The sequence below is a fragment of the Brasilonema sp. UFV-L1 genome, assembly GCF_012912105.1.
GTDB lineage: Bacteria > Cyanobacteriota > Cyanobacteriia > Cyanobacteriales > Nostocaceae > Brasilonema.
Genome location: NZ_QMEA01000163.1, coordinates 1 through 14085, shown reverse-complemented (window position 1 = coordinate 14085; position 14085 = coordinate 1). Strand labels below are relative to the sequence as shown.

Below are 14085 nucleotides of genomic sequence, written 5' to 3'. Positions count from 1 at the left end.
TTTTGAGAAATCTAACGGCTTGTGTGAGTCCGCGCTTTTCTAAGTAGGCGATCGCTACTGTCCGCATTGTCTGTATCTGCTGCTCAACAGCACTGCAGCTGCAAAATGTTTCAGCTATCTACAATCCACGTTCCATCTTCCGCGCTTTGTGCATAACTTGAGTTCACTTACACCTACTTAAGAATATGGGGACTTACAGCGCATTGCAAGTAAGTGAGATACAACACTCAGGTCTAAAACCCCGATAGAAAGACCTTTTTACTTCTGACTTCTGACCGGAGGCGGAGCATCAGAGGCTCCGCTCCAGACTCAGGAATTGCTGCTGTATGTCCCTACTTAGTTGAGGTGATTGATGTCTTATGCACTATAGCAATCCCCACACAATCAAAATTTTGTCAATACGTAAGTTCTAATCTTTAGCCCTTTCAAGGTGAATCGTAAAATCTCTTCTTTTCTCTCTGCGCTCTCTGTCTTGGAAAGCTCTGAGCGGAGGTTTCCTCCGCTCAGACTTTCCGCTGTGTCTCTAAGGAAAACTATTCAAGCTTAACTTTTACTGCTAAGAAAGGATCTGCACATGTACAACAGCATTCGAGTACTACTGGCTAGTAGACATTCGTTGGTGGGAGCTGGCATTCGTGCTACTCTGACAGTCGAAGAAGATTTAATTTTAGTAGGTGAAGCAAACGATGGTTATAAGGTTCAAGAATTGAATCGAAAACTTCAGCCCGATCTATTAATAATTGATCTAGACTTACCTAATTTAAAACTACTTGACTCAATAGCCTACTTACATAAATACTGTCCAGATTTGAAAGTGCTAGCACTAGCTCACTATGATAAAGTTAACCTGTCTATTTTAAGGGCAAGTGGCATAGCAGGCTGTGTTTTTAAGTCTGAACAGCCGCAAACGTTAATTAGTGCTATTCGTACAGTAGCGAAAGGCAATACATGGTACGGTCAGGGCATTGTAGAAGAGGTTGTTCAACAGAAGCTGGATGAGTCGAGTCAAGATGGAGAAGTTACTCTGACGCAGCGAGAGCAACAAGTTCTTGGCATGATAGCACAGGGTTGGGACAATGCGAGCATTGCTACTGAGCTATGCTTGGGTCATCAAACAGTACGCAATTACATTAGCCGCATCTACACCAAATTAGCAGTGAGTTCACGAGTTGAGGCGGTTATATGGGCTATGAAACATAACGTTTCATAAGCATTGACAAACAGCCTCTTAAAAAAGGTACTTGTGTAACTATGCAGACCTTATAGCACCAAGCTAACTTTATATGTAACGCGATGGTGCAACTTTCCAAAAAGGAATTCCTAATTTAGGCTACCAGAAAAGACAACTTGTTCTGTCAGCAGAGGTGGAATCATGTTTTCTATTGAAATTGAAAAGGTGTGGGTGAGAGATATGTACCATTTGACAAATGGTCTCAATCGCAAATGAATGTAAAAGATTGAGTTAGGTATCTCTTCAAATTTGCAAGCCACTTCGACCTTGTTTAATAAACAGTGCTAAGCCTAAAAGCTATATACAGTTCTGTTTGAAATTTTCTTATCGTTCTTTCTTAATTCAGTTACTAATCCTAGAAGGTAGGTTCAGCATGGCTCGAATGATGAATAATGCTAAATCAAAAATCGGCGAACAAATTCTTACTCTTAGTAAAGATGGTTTGACTACTGGTTTTACTCGACAATTACAAATTGAATGGGAAAAACGGGCAACAGTAAGGAGTAGACCAAAAGTTGTTTATGATAAAGAGGCAAAAGGTTACTACTACCCAATATCAAGGACACCTTTGGCTATTCATCCGACGGTGATGGCAAAAGGTGAAAGAGCAATAGAGTTTCTATTGATTCAGTCGTTATATAAATACTCTAATGATATTGCCACTATAGAAACTAGAGTAGTAAATGAAACTATTATTAAAGTACTAACCAATCAAATGCCTATCGAGTTTAATAAAGAACAAAAAATTAACCTTTATACCATTATGGTAGATGAAGCTTATCATGCTTATGTAGCTTTCGATGCGATGCTGCAAATAGAAGACCATACAGGTGTTGAGGCTTTGCCTTTGCCTGAAGTGATTGAAATAGAAAAGGCCATTACTAAGGTTAAGGAAAAGCTTGATAATAAATATCATAATATATTTGATTTAATTTGCGTATGTTTAGCAGAAAACACTTTAACAAAAGAAATTATTACAATGACCGATCAGGAGGAAACCCATCCATTTTTTCAGAAAATTATAAAAGATCATTTTGCGGATGAAAAAAGACATTCAGGAATATTTTATAAGCTACTTGAGTTTATATGGATTAACCTTAACGAAGAGTATAAAGAACACATTGGCGAAATTATCGTTGACTTCATAGAAGAATATTTAGGTCTAACAATTCAGATTAATTTTGATAAACAAGTATTAAGCAAAATAGGATTCAGTGATAAAGAAGCAAGCAAAATTGTTGAAGATACATATGGTGGATTCAAATTGACTAAGGATCATCCGATGTTAAAGAATATTATTATGCTGTTAGACAAGGCTGGTGTATTTGATCAATTTACACTACCTAAATTTGAAGAAAAAGAGTGGGCTTAATTTATTACACTACCTAAATTTGAAGAAAAAGAGTGGGCTTAATTTATGAAGAAGCTTTGTATATATTTATCTGGAAGGTTTAACGAAAAGCAAACGCTTTTTGAAGATTTAACAGATTTAGGACATAAATTAGAGAAAGAAATTACTAAGATAAATATCAATCAAATAGATTATTTTTTGTTCCAAAATTTAGAAGAATTTAATGAAGTTACAGAAGATAACTCAAGCATCAAAAAAAAATCAATAATATGTATAGTAGATAAAATTGTACTATACAAAAATCAAACGACAGCATTACTTATTGAAGAAGCTAGTGAATGTAACGAAATTAATAATGAGAATATTATTGATTCTATTATTGCATTATCTCAAAATGAAAATGCGCATGAATTTCAAGAAGTTGATTTGAATTTAGGTGATGCTGAACAATCTAATAAATTATCTTCAGAAAAGTACAATCAAATCATCTATGAATGGAACCAGACAGATAAAGCTTATCCACAAGATAAAACTATTTATCAATTATTTGAAGCTCAAGTAGCTAAAACACCAGACAATATAGCCTTAGTATTTGAGGATCAGCAATTAACCTATCGTCAGCTCAATGCCCAAGCGAACCAGTTGGCACGGCATATCCGTGCTCAATATCAACACATAACAGGCAAGCCACTTCAGCCTGAGACCTTAATCGGCTTATGCTTAGAGCGCACTCTGGATATGGTAATTAGTATCTTGGCGGTGTTAAAAGCTGGCGGAGCCTATGTACCAATAGACCCAGCTTATCCGCAGGCGCGTATTGATTATATTTTGGAAGACATTAGCGCAGAGTTAGTATTAACCCAGCGCGGATTTACGAGATTAATGGCAAGCGTTCATCAAATCGTTGTGGAAGAGAGTTTTTATACTAATGATTCAGAATTTAACTTACCAGCTTGCAGCCGGGCTACAGATTTAGCTTATGTGATTTATACCTCAGGCACCACTGGTAGACCTAAGGGAGTGATGGTAGCGCATCAATCATTAAATAATCTTGTTTATATTCAGCAGGATAAATTTAATATAACGTCTGAGAGTAAGGTTTTACAATATGCTAACTATGTTTTTGATGCTTCTGTATCAGAAATATTTGTCACTTTATTGAGTGGTGCCTGTTTAGATATTATTCCAGCCAATATTCGACAAGATGCCCATTTAGTAACTAAATACCTTAAAGATCGATATATTACTTCAGCCACATTACCACCTGCGTTATTAAATATAATGCCTTACGAGCATTTAGCTACTTTAAAAACACTAATTGTCGCAGGAGAGACTTGTCCATTAGTCGTAATGCAGCAGTGGAGTCAAGGTAGGCAGTTTTTAAATGCTTATGGACCAACAGAATCCACAGTTTGTGCAACAGCACATGAATACCAACACGGTGACTTAAATACGAATATAGGTAAACCTTTAGCGAATATCAAAATCTACATTTTAGATAGCAGTCTAAATCCCGTTCCAATTAATGCAATTGGCGAACTCTATATTGGGGGAGCAGGTTTAGCGCGTGGCTACCTTAACCGTCCCGAATTAACTCAAGAACGTTTCATTGACAACCCGTTTGCTACTACCGCCGATATAGCCCAAGGCTATACCCGCTTATACAAAACCGGTGATTTGGTAAAGTGGCTACCTGATGGCAATATTGACTACATTGGTCGTAATGACTTTCAAGTAAAAATTCGTGGCTATCGTATTGAGACAGGCGAGATTGAAGCTGCCTTAACTGTGCTTAACGGTATTAAGCAGGCCTGTGTATTGGCTAAAACCAGTCAAACCGAAGCTGGGGAAAATCACTATCTTGTGGCTTATTACGTCCGAGAAGACCAAAAAATTTCTCAAGATGATATTGTCACACATCTAAGTGACCTATTACCTGAGTACATGTTGCCGAGTGGATTCGTAGAGATGGATAGTTTTCCATTGACTATAAATGGTAAGCTAGACAGAGCTAAGTTGTTAAATGTTTTTGACTCCCAACAATTTAATAAAGTTGAATTCAATCCACGGAATAAATATGAAAAATTTATTGGAGAATTATGGCTAGATTTGTTGCCAATAAAATTGGAGAAACTAGATAGTAATAGTAATTACCTAGAATTAGGTGGTCACTCATTATTAATTACAAAAATAGTCATGTCTATTGGAGAAAAATTTGGTGTCATAATAAAACCAAGTGATATATTCGAGAATATTACCTTAGGGCAATTAGCGGAATATGTCGAGCAGTTAGAAAAATCTGCAGAATCGTCAAATTCTAATCAATTAGCTCCGTTTGTTTATAAATATACTCAAGATAATGAACAAACTAGTTTTGATCTTACTGATGTTCAAGAAGCCTATTATTTGGGCAGAGATGATACCTTTATACTTGGGGGTATATCCACACAACTTTATCTTGAATTAGAGTTTGCTTCGCTCAACATTAAACAGCTTGAACAAGCTATAAATAAAACTATTCATCGGCATGCAGGTTTAAGAACGGTATTTTATAATCATCGACAAATAATTATCAATGATGTTGCTGAGTTTAAGCTAAAAAAAGGAGATAGATTAAAATTGCGAGAGCAAATGTCTCGCCATATTTTTGATTTGCAGCTATATCCATTGTTTGACTTTAAGTATAGTTGCCAAAATGGAGACTACATTCTGCATTGTAGTTTTGATGCAATTATTACAGATGTATATAGCTTATCTATTATCTTTAAAGATATATCCGATTATTATGACAACAAGATACTTACACCTTTAGATGCGACATTCAGATATTCCATACAGAACAATACACGATTTCATGAATCCGAAGATTATATCTTCGCAAAAAACTATTGGCATGAAAAATTAGAAACCATCCCTGATTATCCTCAAATCAATTTGAAAACTGATGTTTCAAAAGTAAAAAATGCTCACTTTTCTACTTTGAGAGTTTTTTTTGATAACAAAAAAATCCAAAATTTAAGAGCTTTAGCTTCTTCAAAGGGAGTTAGTTTAACTACGGTTTTTCTATATTGTTATGGATTGGTATTGTCAAGATATTCAGGAAGTAGCAAGATTTTGTTAAATTTAACTTTATTTAGCCGTGATTATATCCATCCAGATATAGACAAAGTGGTGGGCGATTTTACTACGGTGGAGCTCTTTGCATTTAATAGAAAAGCAAAATTAAAAATTATTGAAGCACTGAAGCAACACCAGCAAGAGTTATGGAACGACCTTGATCATAAGCAATATAACGGTATTCAAGTTTCACGTGATATCAGAAGGACAAGAGGGTATGCTCCAGATAGATTGGTTGCTCCATATGTATTTACCAGTGCGCTAGGTTATTCAATGTTTGAAGGCGATTTCATGCAGGGTAACTATAAAGGTATTGGGTATGAGTCAGCTCAAACTTCACAATGTATGTTAGAGAATATCATTCGTGAAGACAGTTTAGGAATATATGTTGATTGGTATTATGTGGACCAATTATTTGATTCTGAAATGATTGGCCAGATGTATGCTGATTACTGTACTTTAATTGAATATTTAGCAGAAGCCGACTGGGAAGAGCCTTTACCTGATATGGCACTTTCATCAGGTGATCAAGCAATTATTAATCAAGCGAATAACGCTATTAAGTCTCAAGTAACAGAAAATTTAGTAGATATTTGTTTGTCGAGTATTAAAACATACTCCAGTCATTGTGCTGTAATCGATGCGAATGGTCATTATACCTATGAAGAAATAGGTAGATACAGTTATGCGATAGCTAGGTATTTATATGATCACGGGCTTTCATATAAAAACCATCTCATTGGCGTACTCAGTGAGAAGGGGCATCACCAGGTTGTCTCGACGTTAGGTATTATGCAAAGTGGATCAGCTTATTTGCCGTTGCATGTCGATTGGCCAACAGGTCGCTGTGATGAGGTATTAGAACAGGGGAAAGTCAAGACGGTATTAGTCTCTCAATCAGAGTTTAATGGTCGTATTCAAGGCAGTAATATTGAATTCAAATATACGTGGCTAATTATAGAAGAGATTGTTAAATATCAGCCTAAGATCAAGCTGGAGCAATTACCTCAAGCGGGATTAAATGATATTGCCTATGTCATATTTACTTCAGGAAGCACAGGTAAACCTAAAGGGGTAACGATATCCCACAGAGGTGTAACTAATACCATTCAAGCAGTGAACGCTCGGTTTGATATTAATAATACAGATAAAGTATTGGCATTATCAGAATTAAGTTTTGATTTATCTGTTTATGATATTTTTGGGATATTAGCAGCAGGTGGTGTGATTGTCTTTCCAGAACAAGAGAAAACTAGAGAGCCCAGCCATTGGTATGAACTGATACAAACACATCACATTACAATATGGAATACAGTACCACAATTAATGCAATTACTTGTAGATTATGTAGAAGATAGCCATCAACTACTTGATACATTAAAAGTGGTAATGATGAGTGGGGATTGGATTCCAGTTAAGCTACCAGAGCAAATCAAATTGCTCAATCAAGAAACAATCGTGATGAGTTTGGGTGGCGCAACTGAAGGAAGTATTTGGTCTGTATGGTATGAAATTAAAGAGGTTAATCCAAAGTGGAACTCTATCCCATATGGACAAGCGATGCCAAATCAAAAGCTATATATCTTAAATGAATTTGAAGAGCATAACCCTGTTGGTGTGATAGGAGAGATTTATATAGGTGGAGAAGGTGTTGCATTAGGATACTGGAATAATGAGAAGAAGACACAAGATAGTTTTATAAATCATCCTACTTTAGGGCGATTATATAAGACGGGAGATTTGGGAATATGGAATAAAGCAGGCTATATAGAGTTTGAAGGGAGGAAGGATAGTCAAGTTAAGATAAGGGGTTACCGGATAGAGTTAGAAGAGATTGAGAGTGCTATTGAAAATATCCCGCAAATCAAAAAGTCATGTGTATTAGCAAAGAATAGAGAGACAAAGTCTGGCAGTAATAAATATTTAGTAGCTTATTATTTGTTGGATGATCTTAATCAAAGTATCAGCAACACAGACAAGGGAGATAAATCTAACCCTATCCAGAGAAGCTTAACCCAAGACTTTATATTAGAACAATTATCGAAAGTATTACCTGAGTATATGGTGCCAAGTGCATTTGTAGAATTAGAGGCATTTCCATTAACCCCTAATGGCAAACTAGACCGCCAGGCCTTACCTGATCCTGAATTTAGTACCGATAAAGACCATTATATTGCTCCACGTAATGAAGTCGAAGCACAACTTGCTCAAATCTGGTCAGATATATTGGACATAGAGCAAGTCGGGATAAATGATGACTTCTTTAACATTGGGGGTGACTCCATTACAGCGATTAAGTTATCTCATTGTCTTAGTAAAACATTTGATCGTCAAATCACTGTGGCTGATGTGTTTAGATTAAAAGTAATTACTAATTTTGCCAATTTTATAAAGAATGCTCATCATTTTTCGTTAGTAAAAATGTATCGGAATAAATGGTCGGCACATCTTCCGACAATGATATTTATTCATCCTGGTAATGGCGGAAGTGAAGTATATCAAGACTTGGCTGATTTATTATCAGATAAATATAACTGTATTGGAATTGACAATTACAACCTTCACTACCAAGATAAAATTGATTCACTAAATCAACTCGCACAACAATATTTAGATAAATATGAACGTGATTATTCTTTAAATGGTTCTATTAATTTTTTAGGTTGGTCTTTAGGTGGGCAGATTGCATTAGAAATGGCCGCTATTCTGGAGAAGAGAGGGCATAAAGAAATCAATGTCACTTTACTTGATACGATATTGCCTAATGAAGAAACAAGAAAATTAACAGGCAATATAGACCATTCCTTGATGAAAGCTCAGATGTATGAAATGCTTTTAAAGCATTACCCAGCATCATATGTAGACAAAATTATTAGCGCTTATGATGCGGAGTGCAATATCGAAACTACTGATATTAGTCATGATTTGAAACATACAAACATTACTTTGTACAAGGCAACGGGAACCGATACCAGATTCAATAATAGAGAATTTAACTTGCTCAACAAATATGTACTCACTTTAGAGAATAATAATATTGAGTATATTAGTAATAATATAAAAACATATTATGTAGATTGCCATCATGGCAATATTATTGCTAGTTACTACAAAATAGTGGAGTAAGGCTAAAATAAGGATTGCATCATCTAAAGTAGGGAATCGAAACCACAAGTGTGATTGCCAATAAATAACCTGGATGGCAATTTATGCTTACGATCCAACACTGCTCCAGTTCCGGAACGTGTGTTATTTTCCAAGCATTAGACCTAAAGTTAGAAAAATAAGAAAAGTGAACTATGTTGCTACAAACTGATTTCATTAATAGGCTTGAACATAATAATAAACTATACATAGGCTATCCGCCGTCAACTGATTTCACATTAAACTCATTAGGGGAGATTCTAAACTATTCAATAAATAATTTGGGTGATCCTATTACGTTAAAAGGCTCCCTTGGCACACATGAGTTTGAAAAAGAAGTTGTAGAGTTTTTCATGAAACTATATAAAACAGACTCAAACACATCTTGGGGCTATATAGCGAACTGTAGTACTGAAGCTGCGTTATACTGTTGTTGGCGAGCACGTGAGTATATGAAAAAATATAAAAATGAATGTGTAATAGTCGCTTCAGAATATTCTCATTACTGCATAGGTAAAATTGCAGACATCATTGGTCTTGATCTCATTTATGTATCAACCAATAAAGATGGCTCTATTAATAATGAAAAGCTAGAAGAAGCCCTATATGAAAAGAAACATAAATCAGTTATTTTTTTTGCAACATTAGGGTCAACAATAACATCATCAATTGATGACGTTAAAGCGTTTAAAAATATTGCTGCAGCATTAAGTATAAATTTTTATATTCATGCTGATGCGGCTTTTGATGGCGGATTTCTGCCATTTATTAAAGATTATAGTATGTGTGAGGATTTTGATTCTATCAATATCAGTGGGCATAAGTTTATTGGTTGCCCTATTCCGTCAGGGATATTGTTAATTAACAGAAAGTATATACAAAGCAATAAAATTGAGTATGTTCCAAGTTATGATGTCACAATAGGCGGCAGTAGAAATGGTGTTACGCCAGTTTTATTGTATGAACAAATAAAAAAATTGGGTGGGGAATTTGGATTGAAAGAGCGATATTATTCCTGTCTGAAAAAAGCTGAAGAATTTAAAGAGATTGCAATAAATAGCGGACTAAATGTGTGGAAAGTCGATCATGCTATTACATTGGTATTTGATAGAGTGGATGATATTGTAATGGAGAAGTGGCTTGCGCCGACCTATAAGGAATATACAACAATTACTGCTTTACCAAAACTTAGTCACGAAAAATTTAGTTCCTTTCTAAAAGATGTACTTCACGTTAAAAACCATGGCAGCATGACAGATAACGTAAAAACGTTATATCCGTCACTGATAGCACCATTATAGATTAGCACCGAGAAGGAAACATTATGTCTGAAGATAAAATACATGTATATAACCGTTCACACTCCCCTCCAAAATAGCGATCGTTAACTAAAGTTTTCAACAGGGACAGAAGGTTGACAAATTCCTTTTCTAGCATTGGCAATTACAACAGCGATGTAAGTCCAAGGATTAATGTTTCTCAATCGACAGGTTTCAATTACACTTAACACAGAAGTATAGGCGAGACTACCTTCACTTGTTCGCGTGCCAAAGCTAATATGGAGAGCGAAAAATTTCGGGGGAGTGATGGCGCTTGACCACACAGTCAGATCGCCAATCGCGACAATTAAACAAGATGGAAAAGACTAACCATCCTAAAGTCCTTGAAACCGACTAGATGCCAGTTCGGTCTAACGTACCGTGTGCTGGATATTGTTATGCCCAAGATAGCTCTGAATTATCCGAGTATCGGTACCTCGGTTTGCCAAATAATAACCCGTTCGGCGTTGCTGAATCAGCGTATGAATTGTCATTCTGAGCGTAACGAAGTGAAGCGTTAGCGCAGCGTGTCCGCAGGACATAGAATCTCTGCAGATGCTTCATTTCGCTTCGCTACATTCAGCATGACAAAACTAGATTCATACTTCAAATCAGCAACGCCACCCGTTCCATGTCTCAGCATATGTGCGTGAACTGGAAAAGGTAGATTCGCTAACACTACATCTGGGATAAACATTGCAAATATGCCCAAGGCTGTTTCATTAGGCTTTCGTAGCCCGACCAATTTTTTTCGTGTAAGACCTCGTTCAAAGCGCCGAAATTGCGACGGTGAGCAGTGCTCGGCTAGGGTTAGGTCGCGTTCAGCACAAAGCTGAAGAACTTCTGTCATCAGAGCTTTTTCATTCATAGGTGCTTAATTAAGTAGTCGCGCAAAATTAAATATACAAGATTTACCAAAATTTTTAGCTTGCAGGGAGCATTTTTTTTGTTATTTTTGCACAAATGGGATGCTCCCGATTGATGCTTCACCGTCTAGCGTCTTAAGTTTTACTTTTTACTTTATAAATGGCTTCTTAACTTTTAAGTTAATTAACCGATAATAGGTAAACACGTTGAGACATTCTAAAAAACATGAGACATTCTACAATCGTCAAACAAATAATTTCTGGCAAAGCTGAAGGAATATGGGAAACAATTAGCCAAGGTGGTAATGTACATAAATGGTTTCCAACAGCTGTTCAAAGTTGTAAACTTGAAAAAGTCAACGGACAAACTTTTCGGTTTTGCACTATGAAAGATGGAAGTCAACTGAAAGAACGTATAATTGAAGTCAGTGATGAAGCACGCCGATTTACTTATACAGTTTATGAACATCCACTTCCCGCATCTGAAATACTTACCACTATAGAAATAGAGAATGTTGGAAGCGAATCTACTTCGATTATTTGGACTGCTGAATTTGTAGCTAGTGAAGAAAATATCTCCATAGTGGAAAAGATGCTCCAAGAAATTTTTATGCAAGGAATTGAAAGTCTTGAAAACTGGCATTGTAAAACTAAAGATTGAGAGTTGCGAGAATTAGTTAAGTTGAGACATAGTGCAGAGTGGCAAAAGTAAACCACCAGGTTTTCTGTTTCGATGCTACTAATACTCCGAATCGAATTACTCAGTAAAACAAGCAAAAATTACAAGAGGCAAGCATTTGTAATGGAAACTCGTAATGAAATTGAACTGATCAAAATAATTGCGGCTCCGTGGATCTCCCAATCTATCTATGCCGTGGTCAAGCTGGGAGTGATTGATTTGTTGGCAGATGCAACAGATTATCAAGCTTTAGCTCAGAAAGTAAACGCGAACCCAGAAGTCCTGTATCGCCTTCTTAAAGGACTGGTAAGCGTTGGAATTGTATCTGAAATTCGTCTTGGAACTTTTGTCTTAACTGAGATCGGGTCACTGCTACTTTCAGGAGCAGCAGGAAGACTAAGTAGTCTTGCCTTGCTGTGGGGAGAGGAGTTCTATCAAGCTTGGGGTAACCTGTTGGAGACTGTGCAGACAGGAAATACTGCTTTTGATCGCGTCTACAATACCAGTTTCTTTCAGTATCTCCATAGCAAGCCAGAAGTAGCCAGGACGTTTAATGATACGATGATCGGACTAACTGCATTCCTCTACCCAAAGGTGCCTACCACCTACGATTTTTCTAGTTGCAAACGAGTGGTGGATGTTGGTGGCGGGTGTGGCGCTTTGATCGGGCTAATCCTGGCCGCAAATCCTAGCCTCAAAGGAGTTCTATTCGATCAACCAGATGTTGTCACCCAAGCAAATACCGTATTGTCAGCTTACGGTGTCTTAGATCGCTGTGACATTGTTGGTGGGGACTTTTTTGAAACAGTTCCTGCGGGAGGTGATACCTATGTGTTATCGAACATTATTCATGATTGGGACAACGACCGAGCTCTATCAATATTGAACAATTGCCGCCGTGCAATAGATGAACAAGGACGCCTCTTACTGGTAGAAATGGTTTTATCTAATGAGCAAGAGCCAACATTAGCCCGGATGACAGATTTGAATATGCTTGTTCTGACTGGAGGTCGGGAGCGGACTCAAGAAGAGTTTACTTCTCTGCTGAGTAGTTCTGGCTTTGCTTTGAAGCGATTTTTACCTGTAGAGCAGCTAATTTGCATTGTCGAAGCCGTTCCAAATTAATGAGACGTGAGTTCGACGGAGTTAGAAAAGAGCCGCAGGTAGTGCAGGCAAACCTTTTGGGTCAAGATCTAAAGAAGGTTTCTTTTCCTGATAAGTGTATGCAACTAATCCAGCTAAAAGATTGACCATGAAATTGAGAACACTACGGTGTCGTGAATGCTCAATTTGGCAAATGTTTTTAAGTTGATCATTGACTGACTCAATTACAGCCCGCTTGCGGAGCAGGATTTTATCCATCAAAGGAACTAGCTTGTTCTTCATATTCTTCTTCAGCTTTGTAATTAGCTGTAAGCCGCGATCATAAAGTTGCTGAAAAAGTTTGTGTGAGATATAACCGCGATCGCCAAATATTTTGCCCACAATATCTTCTGTCATATCTGGCACCGGAGTACGATCATCAACATTAGCTGCGGTTAGCTTAAAAGCAATTAATTCTCCTTGGTCGTTAATAATGAGGTGTAATTTCAAACCAAAATACCAACCAATAGAATTCTTGCCCCAATTTGCATATTCTTTGAATACCTTGTGTGATGTAGCACGGCACTTATGACAAACTGTGATCGGAGTTGAATCAATAAAGCTGATCCCCGTAACTTTTCCTCGACGGCTATGAAGATAACAACAAAGTGCCATCAAGCTCCACGGCATAACCTCAACGAATCGATTGTAGCTAACCAAATTTGGAAAAGCCCTCTTCCAATAAGGTAAGACTTGTAAGATATAAAACTCTTTGAACGTGCGATACCCAGACCCGTGAAAGGCGATCGCTATTGTCATAATCTCGCTCAGACACATCCGACAACGGCTCAACTTTTCTCCACCCATCTGTGGTAGGTGTGCTTGCTTCCACATCGACTCAAACACGCTTGCTGAAGTCATCGAGGTCACAAAAAATCTCTGTGATGTCCAACCGAGACTGGAGATGTAACATGATCGTAGCCTACCTGCGTTAAGCGTAGCTCTCCGTAGGAATCGCCTACTTCTCGAATTGAACCTTAAAGCTGCTACCATAGTCAATTCAGCCCGTCGAACTCACGTAACAATGTCTACTTGTAAAACTCAAGATCTGGGTGTATTTTTGCGGTGAATAAGCGCGCCGTGCCAAGAGTTGTTTGAGCGGAGGTTTCCTCCGTCCCTTGCGCATCTGGTGAAGGAGAATCAAAGCTATGCCCTACGGGCACGCTGCGCTATCGGGGGGTTCCGCTTCATTTTTCATAGACAAAAATGGACAACCACTAACAATGTCTACTCGT

The 14085-nt window shown here is 37.3% G+C and carries 7 protein-coding genes and 2 pseudogenes; 6 read left to right on the top strand and 3 right to left on the bottom strand.

Going from position 1 to position 14085, the window contains the following annotated elements:
* Positions 1–574 precede the first annotated feature (574 nt).
* The 4 genes from DP117_RS29875 (at position 575) to DP117_RS29860 (ending at position 10144) form a co-directional block, all read left to right on the top strand.
* Entirely contained in the window at positions 575–1210 is a 636-nt protein-coding gene (locus tag DP117_RS29875; RefSeq protein ID WP_169221827.1) for a response regulator transcription factor, read from the top strand.
* Between the two features lie 394 nt (positions 1211–1604).
* Positions 1605–2603, top strand: a complete 999-nt coding sequence (locus tag DP117_RS29870; protein ID WP_169221826.1) for a diiron oxygenase — start codon at positions 1605–1607, stop codon at positions 2601–2603.
* A gap of 45 nt (positions 2604–2648) precedes the next feature.
* On the top strand, positions 2649–8825 hold the full coding sequence (locus DP117_RS29865; protein WP_169221825.1) for a non-ribosomal peptide synthetase: 6177 nt from the start codon (positions 2649–2651) through the stop codon (positions 8823–8825).
* A gap of 173 nt (positions 8826–8998) precedes the next feature.
* Positions 8999–10144 (top strand): histidine decarboxylase, encoded by a 1146-nt coding sequence (locus DP117_RS29860; protein WP_169221824.1) that lies wholly within the window; start codon positions 8999–9001, stop codon positions 10142–10144.
* An 83-nt stretch (positions 10145–10227) separates the two neighbouring features.
* Here the strand turns inward: DP117_RS29860 and DP117_RS36615 are convergent.
* A pseudogene (locus tag DP117_RS36615) lies at positions 10228–10401 on the bottom strand (IS66 family transposase); the annotation flags it as partial.
* Between the two features lie 278 nt (positions 10402–10679).
* Complete coding sequence (locus tag DP117_RS29850; RefSeq protein WP_169221823.1) at positions 10680–11030, bottom strand: hypothetical protein; 351 nt, start codon at positions 11028–11030, stop codon at positions 10680–10682.
* 224 nt (positions 11031–11254) lie between these two features.
* On the opposite strand from DP117_RS29850, the gene DP117_RS29845 reads away from it, so the two are divergent.
* A complete protein-coding gene (locus DP117_RS29845; protein ID WP_169221822.1) occupies positions 11255–11689 on the top strand; it encodes an SRPBCC family protein in 435 nt (144 codons plus the stop codon).
* Positions 11690–11830: 141 nt separating this feature from the next.
* Positions 11831–12832: a methyltransferase gene (locus tag DP117_RS29840; RefSeq protein ID WP_169221821.1), complete on the top strand. Its 1002-nt coding sequence runs from the start codon at positions 11831–11833 to the stop codon at positions 12830–12832.
* A 21-nt stretch (positions 12833–12853) separates the two neighbouring features.
* Here DP117_RS29840 and DP117_RS29835 read toward each other — a convergent pair.
* A pseudogene (locus DP117_RS29835) lies at positions 12854–13742 on the bottom strand (IS982 family transposase).
* Positions 13743–14085: the final 343 nt, after the last annotated feature.

Excerpts from the sequence above, each read along its gene's own strand:
- DP117_RS29875 (WP_169221827.1), top strand. The coding sequence starts at position 575 with ATGTACAACAGCATTCGAGTACTACTGGCTAGTAGACATTCGTTGGTG.
- DP117_RS29870 (WP_169221826.1), top strand. The coding sequence starts at position 1,605 with ATGGCTCGAATGATGAATAATGCTAAATCAAAAATCGGCGAACAAATT.
- DP117_RS29865 (WP_169221825.1), top strand. The coding sequence starts at position 2,649 with ATGAAGAAGCTTTGTATATATTTATCTGGAAGGTTTAACGAAAAGCAA.
- DP117_RS29860 (WP_169221824.1), top strand. The coding sequence starts at position 8,999 with ATGTTGCTACAAACTGATTTCATTAATAGGCTTGAACATAATAATAAA.
- DP117_RS29850 (WP_169221823.1), bottom strand. The coding sequence starts at position 11,030 with ATGAATGAAAAAGCTCTGATGACAGAAGTTCTTCAGCTTTGTGCTGAA.
- DP117_RS29845 (WP_169221822.1), top strand. The coding sequence starts at position 11,255 with ATGAGACATTCTACAATCGTCAAACAAATAATTTCTGGCAAAGCTGAA.
- DP117_RS29840 (WP_169221821.1), top strand. The coding sequence starts at position 11,831 with ATGGAAACTCGTAATGAAATTGAACTGATCAAAATAATTGCGGCTCCG.